At 63.2% G+C, this 15,395-nt stretch carries 14 protein-coding genes, 1 tRNA gene and 1 pseudogene; 8 read left to right on the top strand and 8 right to left on the bottom strand.

All coding sequences use genetic code 11. The features are described from left to right. Window positions 1-47: 47 nt before the first annotated feature. The 8 genes from DU490_RS04455 to DU490_RS04420 all read right to left on the bottom strand — a co-directional run bounded on the left by DU490_RS04455 (window position 48) and on the right by DU490_RS04420 (window position 7,066). A tRNA-Met gene (locus tag DU490_RS04455) sits at window positions 48-124 on the bottom strand. A gap of 53 nt (window positions 125-177) precedes the next feature. Then, window positions 178-1,269, bottom strand: a complete 1,092-nt coding sequence (ychF, locus tag DU490_RS04450) for a redox-regulated ATPase YchF (protein ID WP_114573137.1) — start codon at window positions 1,267-1,269, stop codon at window positions 178-180. Window positions 1,270-1,308: 39 nt separating this feature from the next. Beyond that, window positions 1,309-1,893 carry an aminoacyl-tRNA hydrolase gene (pth, locus tag DU490_RS04445; RefSeq protein ID WP_114573136.1) on the bottom strand — a complete coding sequence of 195 codons (585 nt, stop codon included), beginning with the start codon at window positions 1,891-1,893 and terminating at the stop codon, window positions 1,309-1,311. Window positions 1,894-1,976: 83 nt separating this feature from the next. Next, on the bottom strand, window positions 1,977-2,621 hold the full coding sequence (locus tag DU490_RS04440; protein ID WP_114573135.1) for a 50S ribosomal protein L25/general stress protein Ctc: 645 nt from the start codon (window positions 2,619-2,621) through the stop codon (window positions 1,977-1,979). 119 nt (window positions 2,622-2,740) lie between these two features. After that, window positions 2,741-3,682 (bottom strand): ribose-phosphate pyrophosphokinase, encoded by a 942-nt coding sequence (locus tag DU490_RS04435; RefSeq protein WP_181869957.1) that lies wholly within the window; start codon window positions 3,680-3,682, stop codon window positions 2,741-2,743. 100 nt (window positions 3,683-3,782) lie between these two features. Further along, a complete protein-coding gene (gene ispE, locus DU490_RS04430) occupies window positions 3,783-4,634 on the bottom strand; it encodes a 4-(cytidine 5'-diphospho)-2-C-methyl-D-erythritol kinase (protein WP_114573133.1) in 852 nt (283 codons plus the stop codon). 3 nt (window positions 4,635-4,637) lie between these two features. Then, window positions 4,638-5,258 (bottom strand): lipoprotein insertase outer membrane protein LolB, encoded by a 621-nt coding sequence (lolB, locus tag DU490_RS04425; protein WP_258801312.1) that lies wholly within the window; start codon window positions 5,256-5,258, stop codon window positions 4,638-4,640. Window positions 5,259-5,311: 53 nt separating this feature from the next. Beyond that, the gene (locus tag DU490_RS04420; protein ID WP_114573256.1) at window positions 5,312-7,066 is read right to left on the bottom strand and encodes a tetratricopeptide repeat protein; all 1,755 of its coding nucleotides are present in this window, start codon (window positions 7,064-7,066) and stop codon (window positions 5,312-5,314) included. A gap of 236 nt (window positions 7,067-7,302) precedes the next feature. Between DU490_RS04420 and hemA the strand changes: the two genes are divergently transcribed. The 8 genes and pseudogenes from hemA to DU490_RS04380 form a co-directional block, all read left to right on the top strand. Next, a complete protein-coding gene (gene hemA, locus DU490_RS04415; RefSeq protein ID WP_114573131.1) occupies window positions 7,303-8,568 on the top strand; it encodes a glutamyl-tRNA reductase in 1,266 nt (421 codons plus the stop codon). 11 nt (window positions 8,569-8,579) lie between these two features. Beyond that, the gene (gene prfA / locus DU490_RS04410) at window positions 8,580-9,668 is read left to right on the top strand and encodes a peptide chain release factor 1 (RefSeq protein ID WP_114573130.1); all 1,089 of its coding nucleotides are present in this window, start codon (window positions 8,580-8,582) and stop codon (window positions 9,666-9,668) included. Further along, entirely contained in the window at window positions 9,668-10,507 is an 840-nt protein-coding gene (gene prmC, locus DU490_RS04405; RefSeq protein ID WP_114573129.1) for a peptide chain release factor N(5)-glutamine methyltransferase, read from the top strand. The genes prfA and prmC overlap by 1 nt, the downstream gene beginning before the upstream one ends. Before the next feature lie 114 nt (window positions 10,508-10,621). After that, window positions 10,622-11,122 (top strand): Lrp/AsnC ligand binding domain-containing protein, encoded by a 501-nt coding sequence (locus tag DU490_RS04400; protein ID WP_114573128.1) that lies wholly within the window; start codon window positions 10,622-10,624, stop codon window positions 11,120-11,122. A 5-nt stretch (window positions 11,123-11,127) separates the two neighbouring features. After that, on the top strand, window positions 11,128-11,877 hold the full coding sequence (locus DU490_RS04395) for a molybdopterin-synthase adenylyltransferase MoeB (protein ID WP_114573255.1): 750 nt from the start codon (window positions 11,128-11,130) through the stop codon (window positions 11,875-11,877). Between the two features lie 10 nt (window positions 11,878-11,887). Then, on the top strand, window positions 11,888-12,808 hold the full coding sequence (locus DU490_RS04390; RefSeq protein WP_114573127.1) for a LysR family transcriptional regulator: 921 nt from the start codon (window positions 11,888-11,890) through the stop codon (window positions 12,806-12,808). Window positions 12,809-13,094: 286 nt separating this feature from the next. Then, a pseudogene (locus DU490_RS04385) lies at window positions 13,095-14,429 on the top strand (FAD-binding oxidoreductase). A 35-nt stretch (window positions 14,430-14,464) separates the two neighbouring features. Continuing rightward, window positions 14,465-15,395 (top strand): glutamine synthetase family protein (locus DU490_RS04380; protein WP_147270444.1); only part of this gene is annotated, 931 nt, incomplete at its 3' end.

Here is a 15,395-nt window from a genome sequence, read left to right as displayed (position 1 = left end):
GTCATACAAAAACCCGGCGCCAATGGCGCCGGGTTTTTTTGAATGCTTGGTGGCTACGCCCTGATTCGAACAGGGGACCCCATCATTATGAGTGATGTGCTCTAACCAGCTGAGCTACGTAGCCATTCAACGGAGGCGAAGTTTACGGATTCGCCCCCGGCAGGTCAAGGTTTGTGGTTACACATTAAAGCGGAAGTGAATCACATCGCCATCCTTGACCACATACTCCTTGCCTTCCAGGCGCCATTTGCCGGCATCCTTGGCGGCCTGCTCGCCGCCGAGGGTGACGAAGTCGTCATAGGCGATGACCTCGGCGCGGATAAAGCCCTTCTGAAAGTCGGTATGAATCACGCCGGCGGCCTCGGGGGCGGTGGCCCCCACCTTGACCGTCCAGGCACGGACTTCCTTCACCCCGGCGGTGAAGTAGGTCTGCAACCCGAGCAGCCCGTAGCCGGCGCGGATCACCCGGTCGAGCCCCGGCTCCTCCATGCCCATCTCGTCGAGGAACATGGCGCGTTCTTCGTCGTCGAGTTCGGCGATCTCCGCCTCCAGCTGGTTGCACACCGGGACCACCACGGCGTCTTCCTCGGCGGCGATCTCACGAACGATGTCGAGGTAGGAATTGGCCTCGAAGCCGTCCTCGTTGACGTTGGCGATGTACATGGTCGGCTTCAGCGTGAGGAAGCCGAAGCTCTTGAGCTGGCGCTGCTCGTCATCGTCGAGGCCGAAACTCCGCAGCGGCTGGCCTTCCGCCAGGTGGGGCTGAATGCGCTCCAGGATGGCCTTGGTGGCGATGGCTTCCTTGTCGCCGCCCTTGGCGACACGCACCAGGCGCTGAATGGCGCGCTCGACGGTGTCGAGGTCGGCCAGGGCCAGCTCCATGTTGATGATCTCGATATCGGCCCGCGGGTCGACCTGGTTGGCCACGTGGATGACGTTGTCGTTGTCGAAGCAGCGCACCACATGGGCGATGGCCTGGGTCTCGCGGATATTGGCCAGGAACTTGTTGCCCAGGCCCTCGCCCTTGGAAGCGCCCGCCACCAGGCCGGCGATATCCACGAACTCCATGGTGGTGGGCAGGACCTTCTGTGGTTTGACGATGTCGGCCAGCGCATCGAGGCGCGGGTCCGGCATCGGCACGATGCCGACATTGGGCTCGATGGTGCAGAAGGGAAAGTTCTCGGCATCGATGCCGGACTTGGTCAGGGCGTTGAAGAGGGTGGACTTGCCGACATTGGGCAGACCGACGATACCGCAGTTGAAACCCATGGTAATGTCCTGAAAGTGTTGGCGAAAATGGCGTCGGGGTCAGCCCTTGAAGCTGTGCAGCCGGCTCATGGCGCGGGCCCACTCGCCGGTAACGGCCAGTGGCAGGGTGGTCAGGCATTCGCCGATGACTTCGCCCATGGCGCCGAGCTCGGCCTTGCCGGGACGGCCCAGAACGTAATGGGTGACTTGACGTGAATCCCCGGGATGACCGATGCCGATGCGCAGGCGATGGAAGCCCTTGTCGTTACCCAGGGCGCTGATGATATCGCGCAGACCGTTGTGCCCGCCATGGCCGCCACCCTGCTTGTAGCGGGCCGTGCCGGGTGGAAGGTCCAACTCGTCATGGGCTATCAGCAGTTCCTCGGGGGCGATCTTGTAGAACTGGCACAGGGCCGCCACGGCGGCACCGCTGCGGTTCATGAAGGTCGTGGGTTCGAGCAGATGCAGCTCCTGACCATCGAGACTCACCTTGGCATAGAGGCCCAGAAACTTTTTTTCTGGACGCAGCTCGGTACCGGCCTGGCGTGCCAGGATTTCAACCAGCCAGGCGCCGGCATTGTGACGGGTCCCTACATAGTCGTCACCGGGATTGCCCAGCCCGATGATCGCTTTCACCTGGGGCATGCGGGGTCTCCAAAAAAAACAAGCGCCGCAGCGCTTGGTCGGGTCGGGAAGGGGCCGCCGCATGGCGACCCCGACAAGGCCGATTACTCGGCCGCGCCTTCGCCTTCCTCGCCTTCACCATCCTCGCCTTCGGCATTTTCACCGCGCACCTTGGGCTTGCTGATGGTCAGCACGGCGTTGTCATGGTCAGCGCCGTAGGAGAGCTCGACCAGGGTCACGCCGGCCGGCACCTTGAGATCCGAGAGGTGCAGGGTGGTGCCCAGCTCGATCTCGGTGATGTCGACTTCCAGGAAGTCTGGCAGGTCCTTGGGTAGGCAACTGATCTCGATCTCGTTGGAGAGCACGTGCAACTCGCCACCGTCATCCTTGATACCCTTGGATTTTTCTTCGCCCAGGACATGCAACGGCACGCGAATGGTGATTTCGTGGGTGGCGTCCACGCGCAGGAAGTCGGCATGGGTGACCAGCGGCTTGTACGGGTGACGCTGCAGGTCACGCACGACGACCTGCTGCTGGTTGCCGTCGACGATCAGGTTGAGCACCGAGGAGAAGAAGGACTCGTCTTCGATGGCCTTGTAGAAGGCGGCCTTCTCGACGGAGATCGGCTGCGGAGCCTGCTCACCACCATAGATGATGGCCGGCACCTGAAGGTTCTCACGACGTAGGCGGCGGCTCGCACCTTTCCCCAGGTCGTTGCGAACGCTGGCATTGAGAGTGAAATCGGACATGATGTTGCCTCTTGCTTGAGATAAGGAAATCACGGCAGCCCGCGACCTGACTGCCGTGTTCCCGAAAGCCCCTTGGGGCACTTTTCCGACGCCCTGTTCTTGCTGAAAGTTGCTGAGAGTCAGTGGAACATGGCGCTGACGGATTCTTCATTGCTGACGCGACGAATCGCCTCGGCGATCAGCCCGGCGACGCTGAGCTGACGGATCTTGCCGCTGCGCCGAGCCACGTCGGACAGCGGAATGGTATCGGTGACGACCACTTCGTCGAGTACCGAGCCAGCGATGTTTTCCACCGCGGGGCCGGATAGGATCGGGTGGGTGGCGTAGGCCACCACGCGGCGAGCGCCATGGGCCTTCAGCGCATCGCCGGCCTTGCACAGGGTGCCGGCGGTATCGATCATGTCGTCGACCACGACGCAGGTACGGTTCTCGATCTCGCCGATGATGTGCATGACCTGGGCCTGATTGGCCTGGGGGCGGCGCTTGTCGATAATGGCGAGATCGGCATGGAGCTGCTTGGCGATGGCACGGGCACGGACTACGCCGCCCACGTCGGGAGAGACCACTACCAGGTCGTCGTAGTTCTGACGCTCGATGTCGTCGAGCAGAATCGGCGAGCCGTAGACGTTATCCACTGGCACGTCGAAGAAACCCTGAATCTGGTCGGCATGCAGGTCCATGGTCATCACTCGGTCGACGCCGGCCTTTACCATCATGTCGGCGACCACCTTGGCAGAGATCGGCACACGGGCTGAGCGGACACGGCGATCCTGGCGGGCATAACCGAAGTAGGGCACCACGGCCGTGATCCGTGTGGCGGATGCCCGGCGCAGGGCATCCACCATGAGAATCAGCTCGAGCAAGTTGTCGTTGGTCGGCGCGCAGGTGGATTGCAGGATGAAGACGTCCTTGCCACGAACGTTCTCGTTGATCTCGACCGCGATCTCGCCGTCGCTGAACTGCCCGACCGTGGCGTTACCCATGCGGGTGTCCAGGCTCTCGGCGATCTTCTGGGCGAGTTCGGGATTGGCATTCCCGGCAAAAACCATCAATTTTGACACGCGCATCCACCTATGCAGTGTTGGGGGGCTCTCGGGACTCATCGGGTCGGCACCTCGTCCGCAGCGGCCGGTAGTTCGTGGCCTGGGTCAGGCCCTACTGTCAGCGGCCCAGAGCAGCATGTAGCGGGGAGAGGTTGAGGCCGCGTGCTGTGAATGCCACGAAGCGGCTGGGCAGGTCGGCCACAATGCGCTTTGCCTCTGCGTCGGTCTCTACCCTAGCGAAGACGCAGGCACCAGTTCCCGTCAGCATGGTCGGTGCGCGCCTGCCCAGCCAGTCAAGGGCTTCCGCCACTGGCGGGTAGAGTGACCGCACCGTCGGCTCGCAGTCATTGTGCCAACTGGACGCTCCCCCCTGCAGTGCGCGCGCCATGGTAATCGGGGGGGTATCACGTGTCAATTGCCCGGCACCGAACACCGTTGCCGTGGCGACGGCGACGCCCGGGTGGATCACCACGAACCAGGGGGTGTCCAGGGTAACCGCCGTCAGTCGTTCACCAACTCCCTCGGCCCAGGCAGAGTGGCCGCGCACGAAGACCGGTACATCGGCACCCAGCGACAGGCCCAAAGCGGCCAGTCGATCCTCGCCGAGACCCAGGCCCCAAAGCCGGTCGAGTCCCAGCAAGGTAGTGGCGGCGTCGGAGCTGCCGCCGCCCAGGCCGCCTCCCATGGGCAAGCGCTTGGTCAGGTGGATGTCGGCGCCGAGGAGGCAGCCGGTCTCAGCCTGCAATAGCCGAGCCGCGCGGACGATGAGGTTCTCTTCGGTGCCGATGCCGTGCATGGACGGCGCCAGGGTGATCTGGCCATCGTCACGCCGGTTCAACTGCAGCGTGTCGCCATAATCGAGAAACTGGAACAGCGTCTGCAGTTCATGGTAGCCGTCGGGTCGTCGACCGACAATGTGCAGCATCCGGTTGAGCTTGGCCGGAGCCGGCAGGTTCAGTGTCGCTATCATGGGTCAGTCGTCGAGGACGGGGCGCCATTCGGTGACCACCAGGGTCACGCGCAAATCGCCATGCTCCATGACCATGCGACGCGGCAGCCACAGCGCCTCGATCAGTATCCAGTCGCGGTAGTCGATCTTCCAGCCGTCCTGCTCCAGGCGCTGGGGGAAGCCGAGCTCATCGTGATCGAGGCGGTATTGGCTGTGCTCTGCGGGCAGGCCGCGAATCCAGTCGGAGAGCGAGCTGACCGGCAGGGTCCAGCCTAGCTGCTGGTGTAGCAGCGCCTCGGGAGTCTCGGCTTCGAAACGTCCCTCGGAAGTCGTCAGGGAAAAACGGCCTTCGCGCCCCTCTAGCGTATTGCGGCCGCTGCCGAAGGGACCGCTGATGAGGATACGATAGTAGTGGGGGTGCTGGCTCCAGTCGAGGTTGGCGCTGGTGTTTTCCTGGGGGGTGCGCAGCCCGGCCTTGCCAGCCAGCATCCAGGTGTTGAGAGTCCCGAGGCGCTCCTGCTGGGCCTCCCACTGGCCTGTTGTGCGCTCAGAGTCAGGGGTTGGCATGGGGGTGGCGCAGCCGGCCAGCAGCATCAAGGCCAGGCTCGATAGCAGCAGTTGCAGGGCATTGGCCTGGAGCGTCATGGCAGTGTCTCGCCAGCGGGTGCGTGGCAGGGAAATCAGCATCGTGGTGACCTTTAAGGCATCAATTCTGGAATGTATTCGAGCAGGTCGTCTATCACGGGGTGCTCGTCGAAACGTCGCAGTGCTTCTTCGATCAGGGCGCGCGCATCGTCTTGCCGATCAAGCACCCATAGCACTTCGGCGAGATGGGCGGCGATCTCCTGGTCGGGCATCGCGGCATAGGCTCGCTCCAGCCAGGGCAGGGCACGTTCCGGGTCGCCGAGGCGGTAGTACACCCAGCCCAGGCTGTCCATGATGGCACCACTGGACGGCTCGATTTCATGGGCGCGTTCGATCAGCTCCCGCGCTTCCTCCAACCGACCCTCGAGATTCAGGTCGGCCAGGGTGTAGCCCAGTGCATTGAGGGCCGTGGCGTTGTATGGGTTGCGTTTGATGATACGCCCCAGGTCGCGCTCCATTGCCTCGATGTTTCCATCGGCCCAAGCCCGCATGGCACGCAGGTAGAGCAGTTGCTCATCATTGGGGGTTCGGGCGAGTTCCCGGTTGAGCAGGGTGTCGGCTTCCGCCGTCATCCCGGCCTCGTCCAGCAGCTCGACCTCCAGCATGACCAGGTCGTTGAAGTGGTCGTCATGGCGCAGTCGCTCGATGCGCAGGAAGGCTCGGGCGTCCAGCAGACGGTCATCCTCGATCAACATCCGGGCTGCGCGCAGGCGAGCCCTGAGGAAGTCTTCCCCTGGTACCACCTGGCGGTAATAGAGCAGGGCGTTATCGATTTCACCCTCTTGCTCGGCAATGGCGCCGAGCAGGTAGAACGCTGTTGGCGGCGGCTGGTCACCGCTCACCATGGGGAGCAACAGGCGGCGGGCGGCTTCGAAGTGGCGATCCTCCAGGAACAGGCTGGCTAGTGTCGTGCGCAGCTGCTGGTTGCCTTCATGTTCTTCGAGCAGTGTCTCGGTGTATGCCTCGGCGGCAGCGATATTGCCAAGCTGCAGTTCGGTCTGGGCCAGCAGCAGCAGGAATCGGGTATCGCCAGGCGAGACGTCGAGGCCGCGACGGGCAGCGTCCCGAGCCTGAGTGGTCTTGCTGTCGTGCAGCGCCAGGCGGGCACGTGTCATCCATAGTGCCGGCAGTTCGGCGTGATCTTGGGCCAGAGTGTCCAGGCGGGTCTCGGCGAGGCGCACTTGCCCTGTGGCGGCTTCGAGTCTCGCCATGGCCAGTACGGCATCGTAGTAGTATGGATGTTCTCTGGCGCCGGGGAGAGCAAGGTGCTCTGCCATTCGCTCGCGCAGCGGGTGGGGAGGTACCCCGGTATCCAGTGCCAGCTCCATGAATAGGGTGAGCTCGGCGTGAGCGCCCTGTTCAACCAGCAACAGGCGTTTTTCGAGTGCGCCTGTCCAGTCCCCCCGCTGCAGGGCCAGCCCCGCCAACAGCCGAAGCGGCGCTTCGGCGTCGGGCGAGAGTTGGTGCCAGCGTTCTACCGCTTCTTCGAGCAGCAGGGGGTCGTTGCTGAAGCGGGCCGCCAGGGTGGCGCGCTCGGCCAGCGCCGCGACCTGGTAGCGCTCGGCCATCGTCAGGTAGCCGCGAGTGGCGCGGCGATAGTCGCCACGCTGGCCCGAGAGCTCTGCCACCAACAACGTGGTGAGGCCTTCGGCATCCAGCCCCCGCTCGATGGGAGCGGCTGATTCTAGCGGATCGTCATGGGCCGGCATCAGATGGGCCGTTGGCATACCTTGACAGCCGGTCAGCAGGGCGGCGAGGCCAAGGGGCGCCAATCCATGGCGTATATAGCGTGTCAGGGTCGGGGGCATGCGTGTCTCGTCCAGGATGCCAGCTGCCAGCATACCGACTCGGGCACGGTGGGCAAAGCGATCGACTCCATTGTTGGGCCAAGGAGGACGAAACGCCCCCGCCTTGTCGTGCGTCAATTGTCGCCAGGGTGTACATGGCGCTGAGGATGGAAGGCTGTGGTAGAATGCAGCGCCACCAGCGGTGGATTTTCTTGTTTCGGTACCGCTTGACGACACCACGCGAAGACGCTTAACGCATGACGCTTCTTGCCCTTGGAATCAACCATAAGACAGCCACCGTCGCGGTCCGCGAGCGGGTTGCTTTTACGCCTACCCAACTGGAATCGGCACTTGGCGAGCTGCGCCATGTTCCGCAGGTGCGTGAAGCCGCCGTTTTGTCGACGTGCAACCGCACCGAACTTTATTGCGTCACCGAGTCCAGCGGCGAGCGGCTGATCCTCGACTGGCTGAGCGGTTTTCACGGGCTTCCGGTGGATGACCTGACCTCTTGTGCCTATCACTATCACGACAACGATGCCGCCCGTCATTTGATGCGGGTGGCCGTGGGACTGGATTCGATGGTGCTGGGCGAACCGCAGATTCTCGGTCAGCTCAAGGAGGCCTACCAGTCGGCGCGTCTGGCCAGTGGTCTGGGCGGGGAGCTGGAGTTGCTCTTCCAGCACACCTTTTCGGTGGCCAAGCAGGTTCGCACGCGTACCGGTATCGGCCAGAACCCGGTATCGGTTGCCTATGCGGCGGTGAGCCTGGCCAGTCGGATATTCGACGATTTCGGTCGCTCCCGAGCGCTGCTGATCGGCGCCGGTGAAACCATCGAGCTGGTGGCGCGCCATCTGCGTGAGGCGGGTGTGCGCAACATGATCGTCGCCAACCGTACCCGTGAGCGTGCCGAGGTGCTGGCCAGGGAGTTCAATGCCGAGGCGATCTCCCTCAACGAGATTCCCGATGCGCTGGTGCGTTCGGATATCGTCATTTCGTCCACCGCGGCTCCACTGCCGATCCTCGGCAAGGGCATGGCCGAGCGGGCGCTCAAGAAGCGCCGTCACCGGCCGATCTTCATGGTCGATATCGCGGTGCCACGGGATATCGAGCCGGAAGTCGGTGACCTGGACGATGTCTTCCTTTATACCGTGGATGACCTCAACGAGGTCATCCAGGAGAATCGACGCCATCGACAGGCTGCGGCAGACCAGGCTGAGTCGTTGATCGAGCATGGCGTCAGCGTTTGGCTGCACGAGCGTCGTATTCGTGGCGGTGGCGAGTTGATTCGACGCTATCGCGATCAGGCCTCCGAGCTGCGCCAGCGCTCGGAACATCAGGCAATGGCTCGGCTGGCTCGTGGCGAGGATCCGGAAGAGGTGATACGCATTCTCGCGCATCAGCTCACCAATCGCCTGCTGCATCAGCCGACGGTCGCCCTGCGCGAAGCCTCGGGCAGTGAACGTCGCGACCTCCTGACGGCGGCCGAAGCGCTGTTGCTCGACTCCTCATCAACAAAACCCTGACAGGAAACGCCATGAAAGCGACCCTGCGCCAGCGGCTCGACTCTTTCGTCGAGCGCTTCGAGGAGCTCGCCGCCTTGCTGGCGGAGCCCGATGTGATTGCTGACCAGCCACGGTTTCGCGACTACTCCCGGGAATACGCTGAGCTCGCAGCCCTCGTTGATGCCTGGCGCGACTATCGGCTCGTCGAGGGTGAGTTGGAAGATGCCGAGCACCTGACCGACGACAGCGATGCCGAGATGCGTGAGTTGGCCGAGTTGGAACTGGTGGAAGGGCAGGAGCGTCTGGAGGCACTGGAAGTCCAGCTCAAGCAACTGCTGGTGCCCCGGGACCCGGACGACAGCCGCAATGTCTTCCTCGAGGTGCGTGCCGGTACCGGCGGCGACGAGGCGGCGCTGTTCGCCGGCGACCTGTTTCGCATGTACTCCCGCTATGCCGAGAAACGTGGCTGGAAAGTCGAGGTGGTCAGTGCCAGCCACGGCGAGCAGGGCGGCTACAAGGAGATCATCTCGCGTGTCAGGGGCGAGGGGGTCTACGCCTGCCTCAAGTTTGAGTCCGGCGCCCATCGCGTGCAGCGTGTGCCGGCCACGGAGTCCCAGGGCCGTATCCACACCTCGGCGTGCACGGTGGCCGTGATGCCCGAAGCCGATACGGTGGGGGATGTGGATATCAATCCAGCCGACCTTCGCGTAGACACCTTCCGTTCCAGCGGAGCCGGAGGACAGCACGTCAATACCACGGACTCGGCGATTCGCCTGACGCACCTGCCAAGCGGCGTGGTGGTCGAATGTCAGGAAGAGCGCAGCCAGCACAAGAATCGCGCCAAGGCGATGTCGTTGCTGGCCGCCAGACTAAAGCAGAGCGCCCAGGACAGTCAGCGCCGCGAGCAGGCCGATACTCGCCGCTCGCTGGTAGGGTCGGGCGACCGCAGCGAGCGAATCCGCACCTACAACTTTCCCCAGGGGCGGCTGACCGATCACCGTATCAATCTCACCCTCTACAAGCTCGGTGAAGTGATGACCGGCGAGCTCGACGAAGTCATCGAGCCGCTGGTTCACGAACACCAGGCCGAGCAGCTTGCGGCGTTGCAGCAGGAGGCCTGATGGATATCGACAGGCTCCTTGGTCGCGCTGCTGCGCGACTGTCGGAATCGGGTTCGACCAGCCCGCGGTTGGATGCCGAGGTGCTGCTGGGCCATGTGCTGGGCGTCGACCGGGCATGGCTCTATGCCTGGGGCGACAGGGCTGCTCCGGTTTATGAGCGAGCCCGGTTCGAAGCTCTGGTGGCGGCCCGGGCCGAGGGGCACCCCGTCGCCTACCTGATCGGCGAGCGCGAGTTCTGGGGCTTGGCCCTTGCCACTTCGCCGCACACCCTGATCCCGCGCCCCGATACTGAGAAGCTGGTGGAGGTGGCGCTGGAACTGGCCCCCGCTGCCAAGGGGCGGCTGCTGGACATGGGTACCGGCACCGGTGCCATTGCGTTGGCCTTCGCCAGTGAGCGGCCCGGCTGGGAGGTGATCGGCATCGATCGGATTGAGGCGGCGGTGGCGCTTGCCACAACCAATGCCGAGAGATTGGGCATCGCCAATGTCCGCTTCCTGGTCAGCGATTGGTTTTCCGCCCTCACCGCTGAATGCTTCGACGTGATAGTCGCCAACCCGCCCTATATCGCCGAGGGCGATCCTCACCTCATGCTCGGCGATGTCCGCTTCGAACCCATCAGCGCGCTGGTGGCGGGTAAAGATGGATTGGACGATTTGCGTTGCCTGATCGGCTCGGCCTTGTCGTATCTGCGGCCGGGTGGCGGGTTGGCCATGGAGCATGGTCATGACCAGGCCGAGCAAGTTCGACAGCTGCTACGGGCGGCCGGGTATCTCGACGTTGCCAGTCATTCCGACCTGTCGGGCCAGCAGCGGGTGACGCTTGGTCGTATGACCGACTAACGTTGAGGGCTCTCCGCTGGAGGGGGGGGGCGTGCTGTGGTACACCTGTTCTGGAAATATTTTCGATTGGCGACATCATCCATTCATCCTGATCCGGTTTGCCAAAATACGATAATGAAAGCTAAAACCCGTTCGCTCGACCGTATCGACCTCAACATCCTGCGCTGCCTGCAGGACAACGCCCGAATCTCCTATGTCGACCTGGCTGCCCAGGTAGGGCTCTCTACCACCCCGTGTCTGGAACGTGTCAAGCGGCTCGAGAAGGCTGGCATCATCCGTGGCTACAAGGCCGTTCTCGACCCCGGAGCCCTCAAGGCCAATCTGCTGGTATTCGTCGAGATCAGCCTGGAGACCCAGTCCCCTGCGGTATTCGACGAGTTTCGTCGGGCCGTGGCGAGATTGCCCCAGATCCAAGAGTGTCACCTGGTATCGGGGCAGTTTGACTATATCCTCAAGTGCCGGATCCCGGAGATGGCGGCCTATCGGCAACTGCTCGGCGACGTGGTGCTGACCCTGCCGGGGGTCAAGGAGTCCAAGAGTTACGTGGTAATGGAAGAGGTCAAGGAGGAGTTCTCCCTCTACGTGCCCGACATCGAGGAGCTCGAAGGCAAGTGATGGCGATGAACGATGGCCAATTGCTTCGATACAGCCGCCAGATCATGCTGGAGGCGATCGATATCAAAGGCCAAGAGCGGCTGCTGGCATCCCGGGTGCTGGTGGTGGGTGCCGGGGGTCTGGGCTCGCCGGTTGCGCTCTATCTTGCCGCTGCGGGAGTGGGGCATCTCACCCTGGCCGATGCCGACAGTGTCGAGCTCTCCAACCTGCAGCGCCAGATCGCTCACGGCATGAGCGCTCTAGAAAGAAACAAGGCCGAGTCGGCCCGTGAGTCGGCACTAGGGCTCAATCCCGATTGCGATATCGCGGTGGTGACGCAACACCTGGCGGGCGCAGCCCTGGAAGAGGCCGTGGCCGCGGTGGATCTAGTGCTCGATTGCACCGACCGTTTTTCCAGCCGCTATGCCATCAACGCCGCTAGCCGCAAGGCGGGGAAACCGCTGGTATCCGGTGCGGCAATCCGCTTCTCGGGGCAGTTGGCGGTGTTCGATCCCCGCGACCCGGCAAGCCCCTGCTATGCCTGTGTCTACCCCCCCGGAGAGGGTGACGACGAGGCACTGCGCTGCTCCGAGAATGGTGTCGTCGCCCCCCTGGTAGGGCTGATCGGCTGCTTCCAGGCACTGGAAGCGATCAAGCTGCTTAGCGGTGCCGGCACCCCGCATCGCGGGCTCTCCACCTTCGATGGCATGAGCGGCCAATGGCGCCATTTCCAGGTGCCACGGGACCCCGCCTGTCCGATTTGCGCCTCGTGTTGAGGGTCCGCTCATGGTCGACCGCTTGGGGCTGAAGCTGGGGCAGGTCAGTGATTTTGACATTCGCCTGATTCGCGTCTTCAAGGCCGTGGTGGAGTGCGGTGGCTTTTCTGCCGCGGAGTCGGCACTTGGCATCAGCCGGCCGGCGATCAGTCAGCACATGAGCGACCTCGAGAAGCGCTTGGGGTTGAAGCTGTGCCAGCGGGGGCGAGGGGGCTTTTCTCTCACCGAGGAGGGGCGCCAGGTCTTCGAGGCGATCTTGACGCTGTTGTCGGCGTTGGAGACCTTTCGTACCGAGGTCAATGGTCTGCATCATAACTTGCGTGGCGAGCTCAATATCGGCCTGACCGACAATCTGGTCAGCATGCCGCGAATGCATGTGACCGATGCCCTGGCCGACCTCAAGGCGCAGGGGCCGGACGTGCGCATCAACATCCACATGGAGGCGCCGGACAGTATCGCCCAGGGGGTGCTGGACGCTCGTCTGCATGTGGGCGTCGTTCCCGAGGTCAACCTGCCGGCCAGCGTCGATGCTCGGCCGCTCTATGACGAAACGTTGCGTCTCTACTGTGCCGACCGTCATCCGCTCTTTCATCTTCCTGACGAGGCATTAGACGAAGCGGCACTGGCCACTCATGAAGCGGTGCTCCCCGCCTACCCGCTGCCCGAGGCGGCTCGTCATGCGCATGCCAGGCTGTGGGGTACCGCGACAGCCTCGGATCGCGAGGGCGCGGTTTTTCTCATCTTGACGGGTTGCTATATCGGCTACCTGCCCGATCACCTGGCTGAACCCTGGGTCGCGGCGGGGCGCTTGCGTGCGCTTTGCCCCGAGATCTGCACCTACCCCATTCCCCTGGTCACGATTACCCGTCGGGACCGTCGACCGCACCGGGTGCTCGACGTCTTTCTGGCCTCCGTGGGTCGTCATGGCTAGCGGGTCGTCACCGCACCGGAGCCACGCCTGGTCGCTAGTCCCAGCGTGCGGTTTGATGGTGATTTCTTGACACGCGATCCTCTTCAGTACCTCGTGTTATCACGGCACTTGGTGCTTTGTCTGCTCTATAAAACGCAATTATTATGCCGCACAAGCAGGTGCAGGTGATTGCGTGTTGACGTTGCTCGTTATTGAATACTTGACAGGGTCTGCGGGTTTGATGCCAGACTAGACGCATGTCCTGTCCGCCGAAGCGGCTCGACAACAAGCCTGATCATCGCTCGTCATGCCGGTTGACCCCGGCGACATCATTGCAAGGACCGGTTTCATGGCAGCTGCCACTACGCTCGACATCCCGGCATCCTATTACCGCGATACGGTGGCGGTTGGCCTGGATGCCTGTCCGCCGCTGGAGGGCGATCAGCGAGCCGATGTCTGTGTGATCGGCGGTGGCGTGACAGGCTGCTCGGCAGCGCTGCATCTGGCCGAACGGGGCTACTCGGTACGCTTGCTGGAAGCACGGGAGGTCGGCTTTGGAGCCTCCGGGCGTAGCGGCGGCCAGATCCTGCCGGGCCTGGGCACCGACATTGCCACCGTGGAGCATGCGCTGGGGCGCGAAAGGGCCCGTGCGATCTGGGAGATGAGTCGAGAAGCGGTTCGGCTCACGGCCGGGCTCGTGGAACGTCATGCTATTCCCTGTGACTTGGCCTGGGGCTTCCTGCACGCCGCCGTCAAGCCGCGCCATGTGCGTGAGCTGCAAGCGTTTCAGGAGCGCATGGCCCGGGATTACGAGTATACGGATATGGCCTGGCTCGAGGGCCCGGCATTGCGTGAGCGGGTGGTGACCGATATCTATCCCGGCGCTCTGTACGAGGGGGAGGGCGGCCACCTGCACCCGCTGAACTATACGCTGGGGTTGGCGCGTGCCGCGCAGCGTGCCGGTGTGACGATTTGCGAAGAGAGTGCCGTGCAGACGATTCGCCGGGGTCAGCCGGCACGGGTGGAAACTGATGGTGGTAGCGTCACTGCAGACTTCGTGGTGGTAGCGGCCAATGCCTATCTGGGCGGGCTGGTACCGGAGCTGGAGGGGCGGACAATGCGTGCCGCCAACTAAATGGTGGCGACCGCCCCACTGAGCGAAGCGCAGGCCGCCTCGGTTCTGCCGTGCAATGACGCGCTGGCTGATTCCAACTTCGTGCTCGATTACTACCGGCTCTCTGCCGATCGGCGGCTGATCTATGGCGGTGAGGTGAGCTACGATGGCCGTGAGCCGAGCGGCCTGCGCGAGCGAATGGACGCCAAGATCGCACGGTTGTTTCCCGTGCTGAAGAGCGTGGCGATCGACTATCGCTGGGGTGGCGATGTGGCCATTACCCTCAACCGGGCACCGGATTTCGGTCGCATTGGAAATAACCTTTACTATGCCCACGGCTATTCCGGGCACGGTATGGCCTTGGCGGGCCTCGCCGGGCGGCTGATGAGCGATGCCATTGCCGATCAGAACGAGCGGTTCGACCTCTTTGCCGCCATGCCGCATCGGCGTTTTCCCGGTGGCGACCGGCTGCGCACGCCGCTGCTGGTGCTGGCGACCAGCTTCTACAAACTGCGCGATCGACTATAACCATCAGCCCGAAACGGGGCGAAAATGAGGTTTTCATGAAAGATCTAGAGAGCTGGCTCAAGGAACGGCGCATCACCGAGGTGGAGTGCCTGGTCAGCGATATCACCGGGATTGCCCGAGGCAAGATCACCCCCGTTTCGAAGTTCATGGCAGAGAAGGGTATGCGCTTGCCCGAAAGCGTACTGCTCCAGACCGTGACCGGCGACTATGTCGAAGACGACCTCTACTACTCTCTGCTCGATCCCGCCGACATCGACATGGTGTGCAAGCCCGATATCTCGGCCGTCTATCCGGTGCCCTGGGCGTTGGAGCCCACGGCCCAGGTGATCCACGACTGCTACGACAAGATGGGCAACCCCATCGAACTCTCTTGCCGCAACCAGCTCAAGCGTGTGCTCGCGCTCTACGCCGAGAAGGGCTGGAAGCCAGTGGTGGCACCGGAGATGGAGTTCTATCTCACCAAGCGTTGCGAAGACCCGGACCTCCCGCTGCAGCCGCCGATCGGCCGCAGTGGTCGCCAGGAGACCGGGCGCCAGTCCTTCTCCATCGATGCCGCCAACGAATTCGATCCGTTGTTCGAGGACATGTATGACTGGTGCGAGGCTCAGGGGCTGGATATCGATACCCTGATCCATGAAGAGGGCACCGCCCAGATGGAGATCAATTTCCGTCACGGCGACCCGTTGATGCTGGCCGACCAGATATTCCTCTTCAAGCGGACACTGCGGGAAGCGGCGCTCAAGCATGATGTGGCGGCCACCTTCATGGCCAAGCCGATCACCAATGAGCCCGGCAGCGCCATGCACATCCATCAGAGCGTGCTCGACGCCACCACGGGCCGCAGTATCTTTGCCAACGACGACGGCTCCATGAGCGAGCTGTTCCTGCACCATATCGGCGGGCTGCAGCGCTATATCCCCGAGGCGCTGCCGCTGATGGCCCCGAACGTGAACTCCTTCCGCCGTT

This window comes from Halomonas sp. DQ26W (assembly GCF_003339685.1).
Lineage (GTDB): Bacteria > Pseudomonadota > Gammaproteobacteria > Pseudomonadales > Halomonadaceae > Halomonas.
The sequence above is the reverse complement of the archived record's forward strand: the minus strand, read 5'-3'. Positions and strand labels throughout refer to the sequence as shown.

Bases quoted from the DNA above. Each gene is read 5' to 3' on its own strand.
- prmC (WP_114573129.1), top strand. From the start codon at position 9,668: ATGGATATCGACAGGCTCCTTGGTCGCGCTGCTGCGCGACTGTCGGAA.
- hemA (WP_114573131.1), top strand. From the start codon at position 7,303: ATGACGCTTCTTGCCCTTGGAATCAACCATAAGACAGCCACCGTCGCG.
- pth (WP_114573136.1), bottom strand. From the start codon at position 1,893: ATGCCCCAGGTGAAAGCGATCATCGGGCTGGGCAATCCCGGTGACGAC.
- ychF (WP_114573137.1), bottom strand. From the start codon at position 1,269: ATGGGTTTCAACTGCGGTATCGTCGGTCTGCCCAATGTCGGCAAGTCC.
- DU490_RS04440 (WP_114573135.1), bottom strand. From the start codon at position 2,621: ATGTCCGATTTCACTCTCAATGCCAGCGTTCGCAACGACCTGGGGAAA.
- ispE (WP_114573133.1), bottom strand. From the start codon at position 4,634: ATGATAGCGACACTGAACCTGCCGGCTCCGGCCAAGCTCAACCGGATG.
- lolB (WP_258801312.1), bottom strand. From the start codon at position 5,258: ATGACGCTCCAGGCCAATGCCCTGCAACTGCTGCTATCGAGCCTGGCC.
- DU490_RS04395 (WP_114573255.1), top strand. From the start codon at position 11,128: ATGAACGATGGCCAATTGCTTCGATACAGCCGCCAGATCATGCTGGAG.
- DU490_RS04400 (WP_114573128.1), top strand. From the start codon at position 10,622: ATGAAAGCTAAAACCCGTTCGCTCGACCGTATCGACCTCAACATCCTG.
- prfA (WP_114573130.1), top strand. From the start codon at position 8,580: ATGAAAGCGACCCTGCGCCAGCGGCTCGACTCTTTCGTCGAGCGCTTC.
- DU490_RS04420 (WP_114573256.1), bottom strand. From the start codon at position 7,066: ATGCCCCCGACCCTGACACGCTATATACGCCATGGATTGGCGCCCCTT.
- DU490_RS04390 (WP_114573127.1), top strand. From the start codon at position 11,888: ATGGTCGACCGCTTGGGGCTGAAGCTGGGGCAGGTCAGTGATTTTGAC.